Here is a 19,144-nt window from a genome sequence, read left to right as displayed (position 1 = left end):
GCTATCGCTCAGTCCGTTGCAGCATCCGAGTACCATTGATTCTCTTAAATTCGGCCCCGCCCTTCACGCTCGCCTTGAACATTTCCATGTCCCAAGCCGGACCCGGATCGGACTTTCGGCCAGGGGCGATATCGTCATGACCCATGATGTCCTCGATGGCATATTCGCGGCAGATGGCTTGCGCTATGGCAATCACGGTCTCGATCTGCGCGGTGGTGAAGACTTCCCAGCCGCAATCGGGCACACCGAACTTATGGCGGGCTTCGATGACTTTCGAGCCATCAACGGCCACTCCGGTCCACGACACCCAGCCTCCAGAACGCTTGTTAAGCGGCCCCCAGTTTTCGATTTCTATGCCGATAGCGGAACTGTTCAGCCCCGAATATTTGATACCGCCCTTCCCCGTCCACTGGCTCTTGCCGGCCTGCCAGGCCACAACATTGAATGGCACGCATTGCGTGACTGGCCCATCGCGGCGGACAACGAGATGTGCCGAAACATTGGCTGCTTTTTGCGAAAAATACTTGGCGATATCCGCGTCCGGACCGCTCGCGGTGTAGTGAATGATCAGGAATCTGGCTTTCAATTCGCCGCCAATATTAGGCGAACCGATGAAATTCACATTCGATGTAGCCGTGCCGAGCCTGTGGTTTTTAATGCGAAAACTCATGATCAAACCCTTCAAATAAAAGCCCGATCCATCCTGCATGATATAAGATTAAATTCCTATTAGCCAATGGTATAAGATTATTTACCAATCGCGAAAGCCAGGATGATTACTCCGGCTTGCCTTTGGACCAGCTGACATTCCCCGCAAAGAGCGGGATTGTCGAGATCGAGGTTTTGGCCGAGCCATCCTGAACCTGCGTGGCATGGGCAAGATAAATGAGCGTGTTGTTGGCCTTGTCGTAGATGCGCGTAATAACGAGCTTCTTCCAGATAAGGCTGGTGCGCTCGGAAAAAACCCGCTCGCCACCTTCGCCCAATTCGATATCAGCGATGGTTATAGGACCGGTCTGCTGACAGGAAATCGAGGCATTGGACGGATCCTCGAACCAGTTGCCTTTCTGCAGCCGGTCGATCATACCCCGCGAGAACGACGCGAGATGGCAGGTAACGCCTTGCACCTTCGGATCGGTTACCGCATCAATGACGATATCATTGCCGAGCCAGTCGACACCGACCTTGCCGACTTCTTCGGCGTGTGCAGGAAGAACTGCGGCGCCTAGAAGGGCCAGTGCAGCAAGGGTGCGCTTCATCAGAAAACTCCCGAGGGTTTGACGTTGGGGCAAAACACAGTTGGATACTGCGCGGAATGATTGCAAGCAAAACGGTGGGCGATGTTTAGAGCATTTCCGTTTTTAATCGAGTCACTGCAATGCTCTAACTCTTTGTTTTTACGCAATTCCGGACGCAAAACCGGTTCCCACTTTTGCTGGAATTGCTCTAACGTTCCCATTTCGCCAGGAAATCCTCAATGCCGAGTGACTGGATGTCCGGGATGGCTTCGAATAGCGTCTCTGACGGCCAATCCCACCAGGCAAGTCGCCGCAGCCGCGCCGCAATCTCCTCGGGGAAGCGAAGACGGATCAGCCGGGCCGGATTGCCTGCGACGATCGTATAGGGCGCGACATTCCTGGTCACCACCGCGTTGGAGCCAATGACTGCGCCATGACCGATCTGGACTGCAGGCATGATCACGGCGCCATGCCCGATCCACACGTCATGGCCGATCCCGACGCGTTTTGCTTGCCGGCGCGCGCGAAAGACGTTGTCGATGCCCTGGTATTTGAAGAATTCGTTGGGCCGATAGCTGATCTTGTGCGTCGTCAGCCGCTCCATCGGGTGTTCGAGTGCGTTGATGCGAACGTTCGAAGCAATCGAGCAAAACCGCCCGATATCGGCATAGATTCCCTCACTGTGCCGTTCGAAATAGGTAAAATCACCGGCTGTCACATCGCGCAGGACAACGCGCTCGCCAACTTCGGTATATTTGCCGAGCTTGACGCCTTTCAGCTGCGCGGATGGATGGATGCGCGGCTGGTCATTCTGGAAGCGCGGATCGTCGTTATCGGCCATGATCTTTCTCAATTGTTCAGCCAACTCTTTTGCACAAAAAGTGAACCCGAGCCAGATCCGTCAATAAAATCAAGTCGGTTTGGCTGCCCAGTCCTCAATTCACACAAATTTTGCAAGAATGCGAGCAAGTGAGCCATTAAGGGTAAATGGGCTAGCTGGTGTCGAGCACCAAAAAAATATGAGATAGTACCTGCCATGTCCAATGCCGCAGAAATCGATCATCACTTGCGCCGCGCCTTGATGAGCGTTCTATGCGGCAAACTGCTCGCAGTCCTGAGCTTTGGCCGCCGTATCGAAAGCATCATTGTCGCCGACCATCCTTCGTTGAAAAGCGCCCCCGTCGATTTTGGCCCCGGCGGCTTTGCGAGCTTGTCGTTCGATGAGCGAACTTTTACGGAATTCTGCGGCTATATTGCCGGGGCGCAGGTATCGGGAAGCAGCCTGAAGCCGTCCGATTTTCCCGATGCTGAAAGGCAGGCCTTCGCACGCGCCGAGAAAATCCTCACCCGTTTCGGCGATGAAAAAATGGAATTGCTGATCGGGAAGCTATGCGGCATGCGCGAGCATGGCACGTATCCCTTGCGGTCGTTGACGAGTTGAAAACGATGGCTCGCCATCTGTTGGCGTCCGACAAACGCCGGAACCGGGAGAAGTCCGTATTTGCTTGGTTTTTCATAGTCAGACGACGTGACAAGTCCCCGTCACTTGTTTGCATAAACCAAAGCGAAATCCTATAATCGAACAATGAAAACGTCATCCTCCATCAGCACACCGAGAATGGTGCTATATGCTGCCCTTGCGCTTGCGGCATCCGTAGCTTCGGGGCTCACCTTTGCTGCATGGTTCAACAAGGGCGATTCCATCTTCCTTTCCCTCATCAATGCGGGCTTGGCCTGGTGTATGTAGTCGCTTGGCAGCCTCTGAGTAATCATCCATGAACAAACGTCTGCTGCCTTTTTTGATCGTAGCGATTGCCCTTCTTGCCGGGGCTGCGGGCTGGATCACCTTCCAGTCATCACGCCAGACGGCGACGACCGGCAATCAGGGGCCATTCGGCACGTCTTTTGAGCTTACGACGATGAACGGCGAACCGATCACGGAGGCGGCATTCCGGCAAAAGCCATCCGTCATATTCTTTGGCTTCACCCATTGTCCGGAAGTCTGTCCGACGACATTGTTCGAGCTTGACGGCTGGCTCAAGAAGCTCGGCACGGAGGGCGCGGACGTAAACGCCTATTTCGTGACGGTAGACCCGGAGCGGGACACTGTCCCCGTCATGAAATCCTATGTCGGCAATGTGTCTGACCGGATCACGGGTGTGACAGGCGATCCCGACAAGATCGCAGCCATGCTGAAGGGCTATAGCGTCTTTGCGCGCAAGGTTCCCGTCGAAGGCAGCGACTATACGATGGACCACACTGCCTCGATCTTTCTTCTGGACAGCAAAGGCCGTTTCTTCGGCACCATTGCCTATGGCGAAAATCCTGATACGGCTGTCGAGAAACTGAAACGCCTCGCCAAGAGCTAGATTTCACGTCAGGGCGGACTGCAAACGGCGTTTTTCTGCACTCCGGTGCTCACGTACCTTAAAGTACGCTGCGCTCCAGTGCTCGAAAACCACCGTTTTCGCCTCGCCCTGACATGAATCTCGATAGACCCTAGAGCAGAAACATTTTTGAATGACCACGCAGACCCGCCTTTTCGTTACCGCCGGCAAGATCGAAGCCGAGCGTATCTTCACCATGCTCGAACGTGAATTCGAGGACGATGGTCTGCCGGTCTCCAACGCCGAAATCGACGAGGATCGTGAAATATTCGAGGTTTCGGTCTATACATTCGAGCCCGACGAAATCGAGACACGCATCCGCGATGTTCTCGGCAGCGACACCTTCGGCCTTGAATTGAAACGTGAGCAGGTGCCGGACATCGATTGGGTCGCGCATTCGCTGGAAGGGCTGAAGCCGGTGCGCGCGGGACGCTTTTTCGTGCATGGCTCGCATGATCGCGACAAACGCCGCATCAATGATCTCGGCATCGAAATCGATGCAGGACAGGCATTCGGTACAGGCCACCACGGCACCACTTCCGGTTGTCTCGACATGATCAGCCAGGTGATCCGGCGCGAACATCCGCGCAATGCGCTTGATCTTGGAACGGGAAGCGCTGTGCTTGCCATCGGTATCGCCAAGCTTGCGCCCATCCGTATTCTGGCAACGGATATCGATCCGGTCGCAGTCGCGGTGGCGCAGGAGAATGTGGTGAAGAACGGCGTTGCCGCCCGGATACAGACAGAAACCGCAACGGGGTTTCATCATCCGGCAATGCGCGCCGCCGCTCCCTTCGATCTCATCGTCGCAAACATCCTTGCACGGCCGCTGATGCAGCTTGCTCCCGAGATGCGCAAACACCTCGCCTGGGGTGGTTCGCTCATCCTCTCGGGCATTCTCGAGACGCAACGGGAGAAAGTCCTCGCCGCCTACCGCGTCCAGGGCCTGTTTCATATGAAGACACTGCGCCGCGAGGGCTGGGTTACCCTGCATTTGAAAGCTAAAGCCGCGTATTAGAACCTTTTCGGAGTGGCATTGCCACATTCCAATTGACAGTCGCGATCGATTATAGGAATATATTCTTTTTAAAGGATTTATTTCATGAGAGATTACGAATATGACCTGTCCCAAGTTTACCACCACAGATTTCGCGTTGAGGAAGCCGCCGCTGAACTGAAAGCGATGCGGCAAGCGCCGCCAAACACCTATCTGCCGAAGGATATCCGGGGAGCAGAACTCGGTTACGATTTCTGGCGTAGCAGGCTGCGTATCACGGAAGATATCTTACGACGGTATCACCCCGATCAGCCCCGTGTGCCAGCGGGAAATCCGGATGGCGGGCAATGGACCGATGGCGGTGGTGGGTTTGGCTCTGGCCGATCCAGCTCATCTGTCGATCCTATCAAAACCGGCGCGACGGCGGATGCTGCTACCAATAGCCAGCCTGCCACAACCGCTCCCGCGAAGGGGCCTTCGACCGGTTCCTGGATTGGCGAGGCGATGCGCGCTGTACGCCCACTTGTGCGCAGGATTCCCGGAGTATCGGCCCTTTCTGAAATCATCGACGGCATGGATTGGACCGATGACATCGACAGCCAGATTCAGGAATACAACCGGCTGGCTACGGAGATTGGACCCGACACCACCCTGATACCCGTTATATCGGCGCGCCCCCGTTCCTATTCGCTGGACAAGGATAAGACGAAGGTAGCCGTTGGAACTCTGTCACGTGATGAGGTAATAAAGTACTGTCCGAACTACCTGACAGTGCAGGAACTGCTCAATCAGGCGACCGAGGAGGTCGACGCGGCTTCGAAATTTGATTCGATGGCAAATCGGGGCACACGCATCCATTATGAAGTCGCGCTGAAGGTAAGGAGTATAGGGAATCCAAATTTGAAGGCGGAGAAGTCGCTACTGAAATCGGGAGTTGCACAGGTTGGAGGGACTAATCGTTCGACCGGGAAGGAACCCTGGGTGCCGCACGGCCCTGATACGATACGAATCGACGTGTATGACGGGGCGTCCGACAAGCTTGTCTGCGTCTACGATCCCAAGACCGGTGACAACGAAATCACCTTCCCCCGGCTTGACGAAATCGGGGGCATTGTGGCCCGCAATTTTGGCGAGGGCATACAATTCTTTGTCGTCGGCATGAGGCCGTTCGAATGACGACAATCGCCCACGTCCGCCAAATCGTCCAGCCTCTCCTCCAGCGCCACGCGGACCTGGCGCTAATTGGGCGCTATCTCCTTATCACGCCGGTGCATCACTTCACCCGCGGCATCATCATCGACCGTGGCAGCGACCCGAAACTGTTCGTTCCATCGACCAGTGTGTCATTGATATTCGATGCTTCCGCCAGACTGGGCATGGGCTGGGGAACGGACCTTGCGTATTTTTCGTTCGAGGGACTAGACGATGATCTGGCGAAACAGAGAAAAGCGGACCCGAAATTCATTCACTGGATGATCGACAATTTATCCAGCCTGGAGCATCTGGTAAGAGTTATGGACGTTGCGTTGGATACCCTGCGTTCCATTATAACGCTCGATCAAATGATCGCATTTTGCGCGCGGCCCGAAAACAATCCGATGCCATTGAGCGTCTATCCCTATGCCCGGCTGCTCATGGCCGTCGCCATCAGCGATCTCGATCAGGCAATCGAAATCGTCGACGCGCCGCTGATGAACCCTATGGAAATTCGGCGGGCCATGGACGTGTTCTACCCTACATTCTATCCGGCGCTGGTGGCCCATGACCGGCAGGAATTGGCGCGAATCCTGCATGAGCTCGAAGCGAAAACGGTCAAAAACCTGAAATACGGCAAAGTCTGGGAACCAACGCCCTTTCCGCTGGAGCTATAGGGAACGTGGAGTGGAGTTGAGTAAAATATACCTGCACAATCATCCTAGACGCGTGTTTCGACGGTGCTAATTGCCGACCCATCGCGAGCCCGCAACGTTATCGTCGGCATGAGGCCGTTCGAATGACGACAATCGCCTGGAAAAAACGGTCTCACTCCGGCAAGAATGAAAGAGATTGGTCGGTCAGTTTATAAGAATTTTGGACAGCAGTATCGAATTCTCGTCATACCCATCCAACCGGATTTGATCGATTGACAACAATCGCCGATGTAAAACGGGCAATGATGCCCTTGCTTGAGCGCCATGATGATCTGGCGCTCGTCGGACGTATGTTGGTACTAAAACCAGTGCACAATGTTCTGCGCTTCATCTGTATCGATCGCCGGTCGAATGTATACGCCTTTGAGGTCTGCACCTGCATGAACCTCACCTTCTTCAATATGGGTGACTGGCCGCTTGGCGGCGGCTGGCGGCTTGCCGCCGATCGAGGAAATTGGGATATCCGTTACCCTGAGTCGCTCAAACTGCTGCGCCAAATGATTGAAGAAGCGCTGCCGGAAATGCGCCGTGTCACCACTATCGACGAATTCGCGACCTACCAAACCAACAGCATAAAATCGCTATATCGTTCGTCTCTTCGTCCAAACGGTCTTGCCCTCATCGCAATTGCCAATGGCGATCTCGATAAAGCTCTTTCGATCGTCGAGCCAGCCATCGCCAGCCGCGAGATCAACTGGACACCCAAATACTACGAGCCCTTGAAGCAAGGAGATCGTACCGCGCTTCTCGATCTCCTGCGCGAACAGCAGATGCGCACGATCGGGGCGCTCAAACTGGCGAAATATTTTGAACCCGAACCTTTTGGACTAGAGAAGGGATGAGGGCAAGTTTGCTTCCCGTTGTCACGCAGGACGATGTCGAACGATTGGTTGAGCCAATCCTTGATCGTCATAAGGATCTGACGCTCGTTGGTCGCCACCTGGTCGTCAGGCCGGTGGGCATGTGCTGCGCTTCATCCGCCTTGGGAACACGATATTTGACGATCTGTTCAGCGTCATGGCAGTCATCGACCTGACATTCCTGCGCTATTGCAATTGGGCAACGAATGGCGCACGCCCGCTCTACGAGAATGGGCGGGGGCCATGGAACATTTTTGATCCCGAGGAGATTGAGCGCTTACGCCATACACTTGAAGAGGTAACATTACCTGAACTGCGCCGTGTCAACACGATCGACGACTTTGTGGCCTATCGGTCGAACGAGCCACCGCCGCACAATACCTTTTCCTTTGATTTTAAACTTATGGCCCATATCGCCATAGCGAAAGGCGATCTCGACGAGGCCGTCTGCATTGTGGATGCGGCTATCGCCAAGGGCTGGGTCGATCATTTGCCGGCATACTACGAACTCCTGAAGAAACGAGACCAAGGCGCCCTTATCACTTTTCTGCGCAAGCAGCAGGCGAGCTCGATCGCAACCCTTGGCCTGACAGGCTATTGGAAACCAACGCCTTTTCCAATTGAGCTGTAAGCTCCTCAAGACGAGCTTTCCATTAAGCCGGAGTTGTTAAGGGAGCCCACACCTTTTTCCCATCGAACGACTGGGCAAGCACCTCAAGAACATAACCGACTGGTCAAAATCAACACGCGTTACCACATTCGCCAAAAGAAGGGCGAATTTCACCCTGGCAGAATGCGGATTAGCATGGGTCCGAACGCATCTTACGACGAACGTCGCATTGCCGTGCGGCGTTCATCGTTTAGACTATGGTTTCCTCTGGATGAAGCCAATGCAGAAAAATCTGGCCGCCCGTCTCTGTATGCTGATGATGCTCGTGTTCGGAACTGCGTCCTTTTGCAGCGTTGCATTGGCAGCCGAAGACTACCCATGCAAGCCTGAAGGTGACATTAGGTCCGCTTGGTACAGAAAAGAGAATATGGACCTCACATATCTCGTTTTTCGCCGCCTGGAAGGTGGGGGGCAGGCTTTCAACATTCCCTATGCGTATTTGAGCTACAGACCGACGCCGGAACGTGTAAACTGTTATTCGGAAAGAGAAGGTTTTGAACTTGCATTCTGGATGCCGACCCTCGTTCCTTCGAAGAAAGAAGCATTCTATGCCAATGGCTGGCCTCCTGGAGAACTGGACCCTCCGGACGGGTCTTACCTTGTTCTCGTCCCCTACGTTCGAGTCATTCCGGACGGAAAGGATACCCCGGGATTTCCGTTCTCGAGCATTGAATTCATCATGGACATGTACAAGGAACGCATCCCTTTCGAGAGCGCGTTGACGCGAATTACGCCTCTCGATTTTTGGCTCCAAACTTATGTGAACGTGGAAGAAGAAGCGCTTCTTGAATGCCTCAGCTCAGCGACGGATGCGACTTTACTTTCTATTTCAGAGATTTGAAGCTTGCCGTGCAGGGCTCCTTGGCAAAGGATAAGCTCTCGCAATGGAAAGCGATCAAAGACGGCGCACGCACTTTGCTCGAACGCTGGATGGTAAGGTAGCAATCAAATGTTCGTTCAGGACAAGCATCTGAACCCCGATTAAATCGGTTGCCAAATGCACTCCTCCATTGCGTGCGTGAAAACGGGAGGCTAGGTTTCGACCCAATCATCAGGCACATGATCCTCTATTCAAAAATCGAAGAAATTTGGGGTCGTATGCTAAGCAAAGAGGTCCAGATTCCCATGTTCCAGTCGTTTGAGGTCACAAGCAATCCTGCTACCGGAGGGCCCCGTGTCGCCAAGCTGCGCGCCGAACTCGAAAACCTTGGCCTCGATGGTTTTCTTGTGCCGCGCGCCGATGAACACCAGGGCGAATACGTGCCTGCCCGCGCCCGCCGTCTGGCTTGGCTGACGGGTTTTACCGGCTCTGCCGGCGTTGCTCTGATCATGAAAAGCAAAGCCTATCTGTTCGTCGACGGGCGCTATACGCTGCAGGCAGCTGAGCAGACCGACCCTGAAGTCTTCACGGTCGAAAGCCTTGTCGATACGCCGCCGCCAGTGTGGCTGCGCAATGTCGACAAGAAGCTCACCATTGGGTTCGATCCCTGGCTGCACACGATCAGCGAAACCAAATCTTTGCGCGAGGCTCTGGAGAAAAACGGCGGCACTCTCGTTGCGGTCAAAGACAATCTGGTCGACATGATCTGGGATGACCAGCCCGCCCCGCCGCTGGAAGCCGTCACGATCCAGCCGGAAAAATACGCAGGCAAGCTGGCGAGCCAGAAGCTGCATGAACTGGCCGGTGCCGTTACCAAAGCCAAAGCCGATGCGACGATCCTCACGGATCCATCTTCTATCGCCTGGGCTTTCAATATTCGCGGCAATGATGTCAGCAACACACCCCTTCCCCTCGCCTTCGCGCTGATTCCGGCATCGGGCGAACCGCTGCTTTTCATCGACAAGCGCAAGCTGCCGATCGAAACGGAAGCCTATCTCACGCAGCTTTCAACCTTGCGCGCCCCTTCAACATTGGAGGGCGACGTTGCGGCCTTTGCCGCTGAGGGCAAGACGGTGATGCTCGATCCGGCGCTGACAGCGGAAAAGCTGCGTCTGATCATCGAAAAAGCCGGCGGAATAGTCGTGGACGGGCTCGATCCAGCACGGTTGCCGCGAGCGCTCAAGAACGCTGTCGAACTTGAAGGCGCGCGCAAATCGCACGAGCGCGACGGCGTAGCAATGGTATCCTTCCTTTCCTGGATCGATAGCCAGGCGCCCGGGACAATCGATGAGATCATCGCGGCAACAAAACTGGAAGAAACCCGTCAGACTGTGGCGGAGAGCTTCCAGATGCCGCTGGAAAATCTCTCGTTCGACAGCATTTCAGGTGCTGGACCGAATGGAGCCTTTGCGCATTACCGTGTCAGCACAGCCTCAAACCGCACCTTGGAGGACGGTGAGCTTTATCTGATCGACAGCGGCGGCCAATATCGCGACGGGACGACCGACATCACCCGCACGCTGCCGGTCGGCAAGCCGTCGGATGATATGAAGCGCAAATTCACACTGGTGCTCAAGGGCATGATTGCCATCTCCACCGCGCGCTTTCCGAAAGGAACGCGCGGTATGGATATCGATGTGCTTGCCCGCATCGCTCTGTGGAAACAGGGATATGATTATGGCCATGGTACCGGGCACGGGGTGGGTTCATTCCTGTCTGTGCACGAAGGGCCGCAGAGCATCTCGAAGCGCGGCGTGCACGAATTGCTGCCCGGTATGATCCTTTCCAACGAGCCCGGCTATTACAAGCCCGGCACTGGCGGCTATGGCATCCGCACCGAGAACCTGTTGATCGTCACAGAGCCGGGAGTGCCGGAAGGTGGCGATATCCCGATGATGGGCTTTGAGACGATTACGCTCTGCCCGATCGACAGACGGCTGATCGATACCAGTCTGTTGATACGGGACGAGCTCATCTGGCTGGACGCCTATCACGCGCGGGTCCGCGAAGCGCTGCTGCCGCACACCAATGGCCCGGCGCGCGAATGGCTGATCAGCGCGACCGAGCCGTTCGGTCATGAGAGCTAGTTTGTAGTCAGGAGAACTGGCGCAGCAGGATGATCACCGCTCCGCCAGCGAGAAACATGGTCAGCGCATTGAAGCGCAGCGCCACAAGACCGGCGAAGGCAAGCGCGATCAATCCGCGCCAGTCGGCTTCTGCCGCGGCAGGGGCAACAAGCGTCGTTAAAACCGCGGCAGGCACCGCATTGAGCGCGACTTCAACGCGAGGGTGAATACGCTCGAAGCGCGACAGCACCAGATGACCGCCGATACGCGTCAGGAACGTCAGAACTGCACCGGCGATTATGATCCACGTTATCGAGGACATCAGCTCCGCTCCTTCGCTTTTTCTGGTTTGGCGACAATCACGGCCATCAGAATGCCAGCGAGAGCACCAATACTGACATGCCAGGGCGAGCCAATCGTCTTATAGGCAATGATTGAGACTACGGCGCTGGCGGTGACGATCGCCGCCCAGTTATCGCGCTTGCGAAACCCCATGACCAAGCCAAGAAAATAGATCGGCAGCAGCATATCGATACCAAGGGCATGCGGGTCGGATATCAGATTGCCGAACAACCCCCCGATCCAGGCTTCTGTGACCCACATCACGTAAATCGGCGTGGCGACGCCAAGGTACCAGATGAAGGTCACCGGTTTCCCGGATTCCGCGCGCTTCTCGGTTTCCGCATATTGAGGATCGGTCAACAGGAAATAGCTGAGAGCGCTCTGGAGCGGTTTGAAGTGGCAAATACGCCGCCCCACCGCCGCCGAATAGAGCACATGGCGGAAATTTACGGCGAAAATGGAAAAGACGATCAGCCAGGCAGGGACATTGTGGCCGAATAGTTCGATGCCGACCATCTGGCTTGCACCGCCAAAAATCGCGGCGCTCATCAGCACCGCCTGAAAAACGGTGAACCCATTGTCGACTGCCAGCGCGCCAAACAGCAGCCCGAACGGCGCCGAAGCTATCATGATGGGCAGGCCTTTGGCGAAGCCTTCCCAGAACTGGGTGCGCGCACGGCCTGGATCGGCGAGAACCGATTGCCGCTGATATATTTGTTCGTCCATTGGTCTGCTCTAGGCCAGCTTCAACTGGCTGTCACGTCACATTTGTTGATTGATACCATCAATGTCACTGCAGTGATCGGGAACACATCGGTTCTTGTCAGGTGAGTTTGCCACGATTATTTTGCATCGACGAGACAAGGGAGACCAAAAATGCCGCAAATAATAGAACGCGATGTCTGGGCGACCGATCCCGAGAATTGGCAGGGAGAGGTCACGGGCAAGCCTTACGGAACCAACGTCTCGGTGATTTTCAACCATCAGGAGCGCGTCGGCGCTGGACCGCGGTTACACAAACATCCCTACACGGAGACATTCATCATCCGCAAAGGTCATGCACGATTTACCGTCGGGGATGAAATCATTTGTGCCCATGAAGGTCAGATCGTCGTTTCACCCGCCAACACGCCGCACAAATTTGAAAACCTCGGGCCGGGCACGCTGGAGACAATCGATATCCACGCCAACGAGGTGTTCGTAACGGAATGGCTTGAGTAATTTATGATCTGCTCAAGTGCTGTGCGTGGTTCGACGGGGCTCACCATGAGGGAGGGAAGTTGATTGCAGGGAGCCAAGTATCTTCTAACAACTGGCTATGCGGCAGCAACTTGCCTCGATCATGCAATCGACCCACCTCCCTCATGGTGAGCCCCGTCGAACCACGCACAGCAGATTTGCCATCCGCCGCTATAGCTCAGAACTTCTGTGTCAATGAAACACGGAAACTGCGGCCAACTTCCGTATAGCGATCTGCTATCGCAGGCGAAATTGAATCCGGCACATCGAGCGCATTCCAGTATTTCGTGTCGAAGACATTGAAAATGCCCGCCTGCAGCTTCATTCCCTTAGCGAATTTCGGTTCCCACCAGAGGGTGGTATCGACCAACGCATAGCCGGGGGCAACGAAACCGCCGTCGCTGACTTTGTCACGGCGCGAGGCCATGGTCAGCGACACGTCGCTGCCCCAATCCTCTACCGCGTATCCTAGCCCGACGATCGCACGAACCGGCGGCACCGAATTCAGATATTCGTCATTCTCGGTATCCTTGCCGACTGTCCATGCGACGGAGGCCCAGGTGCGCCAATGATCGGCAAAGTTCACGTGGCCACGCAGTTCCGCGCCATAGATCTGGACGCGATCGAGATTGGCATAGCCAGTGATACCGCCGACCGGAAATTCCCCACCAGGAGGCGCGATGGTCACTTCCTCGATGAAGTTGCGGTAGTAATTGTTGAAGATGCTGCCGCCAAATCCATATGTCTCGTTTTCGAGTTTCGCACCGATTTCAAAACCGTTGCTGGTTTCGGGCTTTAGATCAGGATTGCCGATTCTGGCATAGGAGCCGGGCGCACCGTAATTCTGGAAGAGTTCCAGCGCGGTCGGAGCGCGGAAACCCTGTGCCCACTGAGCATAGAAATCGAGATCCGGAGCAGCGTGCCACGTTGCGCGGAGCTTCGGAGAGAAGCGCGAGTCGCTGTTGGAGGAAGGTATCGTACCGTCGAAATTGGGACCAGCCTCATAAGCAGCAGTCGATTGCGGGCGATGATCATACCAGTCAAAACGTCCGCCGGGTGTGATTGTCACACGGCCATTCAGGACATCGATGTCATCCTCGGCATAGAGACCGACTGCGAGAGATTCGACGTCTGGCATATCTGATGAATTCGAATGCAGCATCCGGCACGATTGCGGACCGAAAGGTTGGGGGATCGTTGACCAATCGACATCGGGACAATTGTCGACGCCCGCGGAATATTGGTGCAGATCCTGGCGGTAGATTTCCCCGCCGACACGGAACGTGTGTGTAAGATTGCCGATCTCGGTGCTTTTTAGGACATTGCCGGTGAGGCCGTAACTGTCCTGCTTCAGCTCATTGTCACGCGTATAGATGCCGGAGGGATAGCCGTAAAAGAATGGATCTCCGCGAATTATTCGCGCCCGGCTATCAGGCAAACGAACGCCGTCTGTTGTCTTGGTGAGGATCTGCTGCTGCCAATAGGCTATGGCATGCGCCTCATCGATCCAGCCGGTCTTGTCAGGCGATATATAGTCGTAGCTCGCGGATATCCGCTTGCGCTCGACATCGTCCCCCGATTCGAGACTTCCTCGAACGTAGCTTGCCGTCGAACCGATCTTGTCGTCGATGTCCGCATCGCGCTTGAAATATTCGCCGGTTATGCCAAACCGATGGCCGCCATCGACGTTCTGATAAATCTTGGCGAGAAAATTGCCTTGGTCGAAGTCTAATGGATTGGCTTCGGTTCGCGTTGCGCCATAACCGCCAACGTCTCCCATGTTTTCGAATTCATGGCCTTGCCTATAGCCGCCCTGGATCAGGAATTCCGTATCGTTGGCGCGCGCTGCCACCGCAGCATTCGTGCGCCAGCTCCGGTCGGCACTGTCATAGACGCCCTTGGTTATAGCACCCCAATTGCGTCCGTCCGTCAAAAGGTCCTCCGGATCAAGCGTCTGCAGCTGCACGACACCGCCCAAAGCGCCCGAGCCATAACGGCTGGAATCGGCACCCTTGGTAATGTCGATCGCCGAAAGCCCGTCGAAATCCACGGCGTTGAGCCCGCCCGAATTGCTGCGCGGGTCGGTCAGCCACGGCACACGTATGCCGTCGATTGTCGTCAGGACACGATTCTGATCAAGGCCCCGCAGGTTGATACTATTGTTTTGCGTGTCGAAATTGACGCCAGCATCGACGCGGCGGCCAAGATCCTCGAAACTCTCGACCATGCGCTCCTGAATCTCTTGCCGGTCAGTCACGGTGGTCAATGGCGATTTTTCACCCTCGGCGGCTTTCGGCCGAGCGCCTTTTACGACGATGGTTTCGAGTTCGATATTGTCGCCAGCGTTTGTGGTGTTTTGCGCAATGGATGCCCCGGCGCTCAACCCAACCATCACCAATGTACTGGCGCCGCCCCACATGAGGCGCGCAAGCAGATTCTTTTTAGCCATGTCCCAGTTCCCCAAACCCAAAGAGAATGCCTGGCTGGCTTACGTCACACGAAAATATCGTTGTGGGTCAGTGGCTTGCTGAGCAAATAAACAGCGCGTGTCCACGCTGTACAAATGTTCACTACTAAAACTAGACTATAAAAGTCAACATTAATTAATTACACATTGTCACAATCCGGCATTTGCAATCTGAACTGCGGCAAAAATGATATGAATCAGGAGGTTGCAGTGCCTTCGATTACCCTGCCCCAATCGATCAGCGGCTTGGCACGCACCGCAAAATCGAGAAGATCATCCGCAAGCTTTGGCGACGTGATATTGGCGGGATCGATCGGATAGCGGACGACGAAATTCCGGTTGCGCAAGGCTTCGATCAAATCAGCATCCGTGACCGATTCAAATCCGCGCGGCGTACGCTTCAATGCATCCGTATCTTTCATCGCCAGCCCATTTTTCTTGAGCGCCTTGACCATGGCGCGATAGTTCTCCGGCTTGTCGACAATGGCCTTGCGCATCGCGAGCAGGAGTTCGGGCTTCTGCTGCCACCATGCGACAGCGGCATAACAGCCACGATAATCTTCGTGGCCGATGCAGACATAGAAACAGCCGCTTTCGGCCCACTTCGTGCCATCTGGTGAAAGCAGCGCGGACAAGTGGCGGTTATACGGACTTTTGTCTTTGGAAAAGCGCACATCGCGCTTGATACGGAATTGCGACTTCTTGCGATCTCCCCGGAACGGCAGACCTGCCTTTTCGAACCGGGCCATCAGATCTTCGACCAGATCGCCCAGCGGTTCGTAGAGATGAGCCTCGAAAATATCCTTGTTCTCGAGAAACCATTCGCGGTTCTGGTGGAAATCGAGCGCTTTCAGAAAGGGCAGTGCCTTTTCGCCAAAGCCTTTGAAAACCACGTCGCTCATGCGCCCACCAGTGTAAACCAGGAATCCTCATCGATGACTTCAATGCCGAGTGTCTGGGCTTGTGCAAGTTTCGATCCTGCGCCGGGGCCCGCCACCACGAGATCGGTTTTCTTGGAGACGGAACCCGCCGTCTTGGCGCCATAACGTTCGGCCATTGCCTTGGCCTCGTCCCGCGACATCCGCTCAAGCGACCCGGTGAAGACGATGGTCTTGCCTGCCACCGGCGAGTGGCTCACGGTTCTGACTTCTTCATCGAGCGGCGTGACCTCGGCAAGGAGCGCATCGAGAGCGTGGCGATTGTGCTCCTCGGCATAGAAATCAACCAGCGCCTCGGCGACGATACTGCCGATACCCTCGACTTCGTTCAATTCGCGCCACGCATCGTTGCCCTTGTCCGCTTTGTCCTTGGGCGGTTCCGCGGCCATGGCAACACTGGCAAGCGCCTCATAAGAACGGTAGGCCCTGGCAAGCCGCTTGGCATTGACCTCTCCCACATGGCGAATGCCAAGCGCGTAGACGAAGCGGCTCAGCGAAACTTCGCGCCGGTCATCGATCGCGTCGTAAAGTTTCTTTACCGAAGTCGCGCCGAAACCATCGATGTTTTCGAGCTTCGCCAACGAAGCCGCCTGACGCTTACTCAGCGTGAAAATATCTGCAGGCGTGCCGATATGCAGCGCCGGATCCTCCGACTTGAAGAAGAACTCCACCTGCTTCTCGCCGAGGCCCTCGATATCGAAGGCATTGCGCGAGACGAAATGCCGGATGCGCTCTACCGCCTGCGCCGGGCAGATCAACCCACCCGTGCAGCGCCGCACCGCCTCGCCTTCCTCACGCACCGCGTGGGAACCGCAAGCGGGGCAAATATCCGGGAACTTATAGGGTGTCGTTCCGCGCGGCTTGTCGGCGACGATATCGACAATCTGCGGGATGACATCGCCGGCACGCTGCACCACGACCGTATCGCCAATGCGCAGGTCCCGCCCCTCGCGGATGGGCTGGCCATTCTGGCCGATACCCTTGATGTAGTCCTCATTGTGCAAGGTCACATTGGTGACGACCACCCCGCCAACCGTGACAGGCTCAAGCCGCGCGACCGGCGTCAGCGCACCGGTACGGCCAACCTGAATGTCGATGCCCTTGAGGATGGTCATCGCCCGTTCAGCCGGGAATTTATGTGCGATCGCCCAGCGAGGGCTGCGCGAGACAAAGCCAAGACGTTGCTGCAGCGCCAGATCATCAACTTTGTAGACCACGCCATCGATATCGTAGCCGAGCAGCGCCCGCTGTTCCTCGATCTGGTGATAGTGCTTCACCAGTGCTTCTACCGTCTCGAACCGTTGCATCAGCGGGTTGACGCGGAAGCCATAGGATTTGAACGCTTCGACCATGCCCATTTGCGTCTTGGCGGGCATCTCGCTGACCTCACCCCAGGCATAGGCAAAGAATTGCAGCGGCCGCGAAGCAGTGATCGTGGGGTCGAGCTGGCGCAAGGAGCCCGCCGCCGCATTGCGCGGATTGGCGAAAATCTGCTTGCCGTCCTTGGCCTGCCGCTCGTTCAACGCTGCGAAATCCGCGTGGCTCATATAGACCTCGCCGCGCACCTCCAGCGCCTCGGGCGGCTTGCCGCTGAGCACATTGGGGATACTCGCAACTGTCCGGGCATTGAGCGTGACGTTTTCGCCTGTGGTCCCGTCGCCGCGGGTTGCCGCCGTCACCAGCCTGCCAAGCTCGTAGCGGAGGGAAAGCGACAGGCCATCGATCTTGGGTTCCGCCGTAATGCCAATCTTCGCGTCCGCCCCAAGTTTGAGAAACCTGCGGATGCGGCCGACGAAATCCTCGACATCGCTGTCATGAAAGGCGTTGTCCAGCGACAGCATGGGAATGGAATGGGTTACCTTGCCGAACTTCTCCGATGCGACGGCACCGACTTTGTTCGATGGCGAGTCCTCACGCCTCAGATGCGGAAAACGCTGTTCGATTGCGAGATTGCGGCGCCGCAGCGCATCATACTCCGCATCCGAGATGATCGGGGCGTCTTCCGTATTGTAGCGGTAGTCGTGCTGGGCAATCTCGGCAGCAAGGCGGCCAAGCTCCTCAGCGGCATCCGCCTCGCTCAATTGTTCTACGGGAATATCTGCCATATCTAACGTCTAATTGTTGCGCATTGTCATCCGTGCAACGTTATCCATCCTTTGGCGGAAGAGAAAGCGATTCCAGCATCTTGGTGAATTATTGGTTCTGGCTTCTTATCGTCCTGCCACCTGCGCTGATTTTCAGTGTCAGGCCTGAGGCGAAATCTTGGTTGCGTGCGGGGCGATTGGTTGCGGCCATTGGCCTTGGGTATGTGATACTCGTTGCTGCGATAGGCTGGTATCAAACCTTAGGATGGCACGCTTACAATTCCTGCCAATCACACTTTCGAGATGGTTTCGTTCAAGAGCATATCGAATGCAAAGGCCTGGTCCCTCGCGGTCGCCTAGGTTTTTTCCTGCTGCTGGGTTGGATTCCGGTCATTGGATTTGTGGGAGGATTGGAATCATTATGGCGCATCTGGCACCGTCGCCGAATTCGAGAAACGGATGAATCAGTCGGTGAATGGATCAGCACTGTTCTGCTAGTGCTGAGCATTCCGACATGGGTATTGGGAATGTATATAGTTTACAATTTTTTCATGGATATTTGGATAAGTCCCAATCTGTCTAGCTATTGAAACATACTCTCGGCTGCATTCAACTTAACTTCACTTTTGAAGCTAGTGACCCAAGAACCAGCGATCGGAAATGTGTACCTCCTGCCTCTGTCCACTGCGAAGAGGAGGGTTTAAGGGTGGATGAGCCGAGTTCGCCTTCGCGTATATCAAAAGGATCGGTAAATTCATCTGAATATTGGTATGATATCTCACCTTCGATAATCATCACTCCATTCCCATGAAGAATATTTCCGGAAAAATCACCACTAACTACACTACCTCCAAAGACGTAAAGATAACGCACGAAGTCATAGGAGTTTGTAAAGCTCCAATGAAAATCACCCGAAGATACTTTTCTTGCCGCGTCTACAATTTGTGCATTGATACGATCATAGATATTTAATGTGTAGAAGAAATAGTGGACTACGTCGGCCAAATGTCCTATTTCGGCCAACGTTAGTCCTCGGCCATGACCGAAATAATAGTGCCAAACCAAG

At 55.3% G+C, this 19,144-nt stretch carries 20 protein-coding genes; 11 read left to right on the top strand and 9 right to left on the bottom strand.

Annotated elements, in window-relative coordinates; all coding sequences use genetic code 11:
* Nucleotide 1: 1 nt before the first annotated feature.
* The 3 genes from FHS21_RS17255 to FHS21_RS17245 all read right to left on the bottom strand — a co-directional run bounded on the left by FHS21_RS17255 (nt 2) and on the right by FHS21_RS17245 (nt 2,079).
* Nucleotides 2-670, bottom strand: coding sequence for an N-acetylmuramoyl-L-alanine amidase (locus tag FHS21_RS17255; RefSeq protein ID WP_183663287.1), 669 nt, complete (start codon nt 668-670; stop codon nt 2-4).
* A gap of 106 nt (nt 671-776) precedes the next feature.
* Complete coding sequence (locus FHS21_RS17250; RefSeq protein ID WP_112530070.1) at nt 777-1,259, bottom strand: CreA family protein; 483 nt, start codon at nt 1,257-1,259, stop codon at nt 777-779.
* A gap of 187 nt (nt 1,260-1,446) precedes the next feature.
* Nucleotides 1,447-2,079, bottom strand: a complete 633-nt coding sequence (locus FHS21_RS17245) for an LbetaH domain-containing protein (RefSeq protein WP_112530072.1) — start codon at nt 2,077-2,079, stop codon at nt 1,447-1,449.
* A 195-nt stretch (nt 2,080-2,274) separates the two neighbouring features.
* On the opposite strand from FHS21_RS17245, the gene FHS21_RS17240 reads away from it, so the two are divergent.
* The 9 genes from FHS21_RS17240 (at nt 2,275) to FHS21_RS17200 (ending at nt 11,029) form a co-directional block, all read left to right on the top strand.
* On the top strand, nt 2,275-2,679 hold the full coding sequence (locus FHS21_RS17240; RefSeq protein WP_112530074.1) for a hypothetical protein: 405 nt from the start codon (nt 2,275-2,277) through the stop codon (nt 2,677-2,679).
* A gap of 334 nt (nt 2,680-3,013) precedes the next feature.
* Nucleotides 3,014-3,607 (top strand): SCO family protein, encoded by a 594-nt coding sequence (locus FHS21_RS17235; RefSeq protein WP_183663285.1) that lies wholly within the window; start codon nt 3,014-3,016, stop codon nt 3,605-3,607.
* Between the two features lie 151 nt (nt 3,608-3,758).
* The gene (locus FHS21_RS17230) at nt 3,759-4,643 is read left to right on the top strand and encodes a 50S ribosomal protein L11 methyltransferase (RefSeq protein ID WP_183663282.1); all 885 of its coding nucleotides are present in this window, start codon (nt 3,759-3,761) and stop codon (nt 4,641-4,643) included.
* 84 nt (nt 4,644-4,727) lie between these two features.
* On the top strand, nt 4,728-5,798 hold the full coding sequence (locus tag FHS21_RS17225) for a hypothetical protein (protein WP_112530080.1): 1,071 nt from the start codon (nt 4,728-4,730) through the stop codon (nt 5,796-5,798).
* Nucleotides 5,795-6,493 (top strand): hypothetical protein, encoded by a 699-nt coding sequence (locus FHS21_RS17220; protein ID WP_183663280.1) that lies wholly within the window; start codon nt 5,795-5,797, stop codon nt 6,491-6,493. Before FHS21_RS17225 ends, FHS21_RS17220 begins: the two co-directional genes overlap by 4 nt.
* A gap of 251 nt (nt 6,494-6,744) precedes the next feature.
* A complete protein-coding gene (locus FHS21_RS17215) occupies nt 6,745-7,374 on the top strand; it encodes a hypothetical protein (protein ID WP_158482267.1) in 630 nt (209 codons plus the stop codon).
* 121 nt (nt 7,375-7,495) lie between these two features.
* A complete protein-coding gene (locus FHS21_RS17210; RefSeq protein WP_112530086.1) occupies nt 7,496-8,023 on the top strand; it encodes a hypothetical protein in 528 nt (175 codons plus the stop codon).
* Between the two features lie 259 nt (nt 8,024-8,282).
* Nucleotides 8,283-8,903: a hypothetical protein gene (locus FHS21_RS17205; protein ID WP_112551049.1), complete on the top strand. Its 621-nt coding sequence runs from the start codon at nt 8,283-8,285 to the stop codon at nt 8,901-8,903.
* A 284-nt stretch (nt 8,904-9,187) separates the two neighbouring features.
* Nucleotides 9,188-11,029 (top strand): aminopeptidase P family protein, encoded by a 1,842-nt coding sequence (locus FHS21_RS17200; protein ID WP_112530199.1) that lies wholly within the window; start codon nt 9,188-9,190, stop codon nt 11,027-11,029.
* A 7-nt stretch (nt 11,030-11,036) separates the two neighbouring features.
* Here the strand turns inward: FHS21_RS17200 and FHS21_RS17195 are convergent, their stop codons facing one another.
* A complete protein-coding gene (locus FHS21_RS17195; protein ID WP_112530090.1) occupies nt 11,037-11,330 on the bottom strand; it encodes a branched-chain amino acid transport AzlD family protein in 294 nt (97 codons plus the stop codon).
* Nucleotides 11,330-12,076 (bottom strand): AzlC family ABC transporter permease, encoded by a 747-nt coding sequence (locus FHS21_RS17190; RefSeq protein WP_112530092.1) that lies wholly within the window; start codon nt 12,074-12,076, stop codon nt 11,330-11,332. The genes FHS21_RS17195 and FHS21_RS17190 overlap by 1 nt, the downstream gene beginning before the upstream one ends.
* A 150-nt stretch (nt 12,077-12,226) precedes the next feature.
* Here FHS21_RS17190 and FHS21_RS17185 point away from each other — a divergent pair, with 150 nt between their 5' ends.
* Complete coding sequence (locus FHS21_RS17185; RefSeq protein WP_112530094.1) at nt 12,227-12,571, top strand: cupin domain-containing protein; 345 nt, start codon at nt 12,227-12,229, stop codon at nt 12,569-12,571.
* Nucleotides 12,572-12,767: 196 nt separating this feature from the next.
* On the opposite strand, the gene FHS21_RS17180 is transcribed toward FHS21_RS17185, so the two are convergent.
* The 3 genes from FHS21_RS17180 to ligA all read right to left on the bottom strand — a co-directional run bounded on the left by FHS21_RS17180 (nt 12,768) and on the right by ligA (nt 18,099).
* Entirely contained in the window at nt 12,768-15,038 is a 2,271-nt protein-coding gene (locus tag FHS21_RS17180; protein ID WP_112530096.1) for a TonB-dependent hemoglobin/transferrin/lactoferrin family receptor, read from the bottom strand.
* Between the two features lie 215 nt (nt 15,039-15,253).
* On the bottom strand, nt 15,254-15,958 hold the full coding sequence (locus tag FHS21_RS17175) for a DUF2461 domain-containing protein (protein WP_112530098.1): 705 nt from the start codon (nt 15,956-15,958) through the stop codon (nt 15,254-15,256).
* Nucleotides 15,955-18,099: an NAD-dependent DNA ligase LigA gene (gene ligA / locus FHS21_RS17170; protein ID WP_112530100.1), complete on the bottom strand. Its 2,145-nt coding sequence runs from the start codon at nt 18,097-18,099 to the stop codon at nt 15,955-15,957. Before ligA ends, FHS21_RS17175 begins: the two co-directional genes overlap by 4 nt.
* A 32-nt stretch (nt 18,100-18,131) precedes the next feature.
* Between ligA and FHS21_RS17165 the strand changes: the two genes are divergently transcribed.
* Complete coding sequence (locus FHS21_RS17165; RefSeq protein WP_158482268.1) at nt 18,132-18,668, top strand: hypothetical protein; 537 nt, start codon at nt 18,132-18,134, stop codon at nt 18,666-18,668.
* A gap of 19 nt (nt 18,669-18,687) precedes the next feature.
* On the opposite strand, the gene FHS21_RS17160 is transcribed toward FHS21_RS17165, so the two are convergent.
* Nucleotides 18,688-19,143, bottom strand: coding sequence for a hypothetical protein (locus FHS21_RS17160; RefSeq protein WP_183663278.1), 456 nt, complete (start codon nt 19,141-19,143; stop codon nt 18,688-18,690).
* Nucleotide 19,144 lies beyond the last annotated feature (1 nt).

This window comes from Phyllobacterium trifolii, from assembly GCF_014192095.1.
GTDB classification, from domain to species: Bacteria; Pseudomonadota; Alphaproteobacteria; order Rhizobiales; family Rhizobiaceae; genus Phyllobacterium; species Phyllobacterium trifolii.
The sequence above is the reverse complement of the archived record's forward strand: the minus strand, read 5'-3'. Positions and strand labels throughout refer to the sequence as shown.

Coding starts and splice junctions, on each gene's coding strand:
- FHS21_RS17255 (WP_183663287.1), bottom strand. CDS start 670: ATGAGTTTTCGCATTAAAAACCACAGGCTCGGCACGGCTACATCGAAT.
- FHS21_RS17250 (WP_112530070.1), bottom strand. CDS start 1,259: ATGAAGCGCACCCTTGCTGCACTGGCCCTTCTAGGCGCCGCAGTTCTT.
- FHS21_RS17245 (WP_112530072.1), bottom strand. CDS start 2,079: ATGGCCGATAACGACGATCCGCGCTTCCAGAATGACCAGCCGCGCATC.
- FHS21_RS17240 (WP_112530074.1), top strand. CDS start 2,275: ATGTCCAATGCCGCAGAAATCGATCATCACTTGCGCCGCGCCTTGATG.
- FHS21_RS17235 (WP_183663285.1), top strand. CDS start 3,014: ATGAACAAACGTCTGCTGCCTTTTTTGATCGTAGCGATTGCCCTTCTT.
- FHS21_RS17230 (WP_183663282.1), top strand. CDS start 3,759: ATGACCACGCAGACCCGCCTTTTCGTTACCGCCGGCAAGATCGAAGCC.
- FHS21_RS17225 (WP_112530080.1), top strand. CDS start 4,728: ATGAGAGATTACGAATATGACCTGTCCCAAGTTTACCACCACAGATTT.
- FHS21_RS17220 (WP_183663280.1), top strand. CDS start 5,795: ATGACGACAATCGCCCACGTCCGCCAAATCGTCCAGCCTCTCCTCCAG.
- FHS21_RS17205 (WP_112551049.1), top strand. CDS start 8,283: ATGCAGAAAAATCTGGCCGCCCGTCTCTGTATGCTGATGATGCTCGTG.
- FHS21_RS17200 (WP_112530199.1), top strand. CDS start 9,188: ATGTTCCAGTCGTTTGAGGTCACAAGCAATCCTGCTACCGGAGGGCCC.
- FHS21_RS17195 (WP_112530090.1), bottom strand. CDS start 11,330: ATGTCCTCGATAACGTGGATCATAATCGCCGGTGCAGTTCTGACGTTC.
- FHS21_RS17190 (WP_112530092.1), bottom strand. CDS start 12,076: ATGGACGAACAAATATATCAGCGGCAATCGGTTCTCGCCGATCCAGGC.
- FHS21_RS17185 (WP_112530094.1), top strand. CDS start 12,227: ATGCCGCAAATAATAGAACGCGATGTCTGGGCGACCGATCCCGAGAAT.
- FHS21_RS17180 (WP_112530096.1), bottom strand. CDS start 15,038: ATGGCTAAAAAGAATCTGCTTGCGCGCCTCATGTGGGGCGGCGCCAGT.
- FHS21_RS17175 (WP_112530098.1), bottom strand. CDS start 15,958: ATGAGCGACGTGGTTTTCAAAGGCTTTGGCGAAAAGGCACTGCCCTTT.
- ligA (WP_112530100.1), bottom strand. CDS start 18,099: ATGGCAGATATTCCCGTAGAACAATTGAGCGAGGCGGATGCCGCTGAG.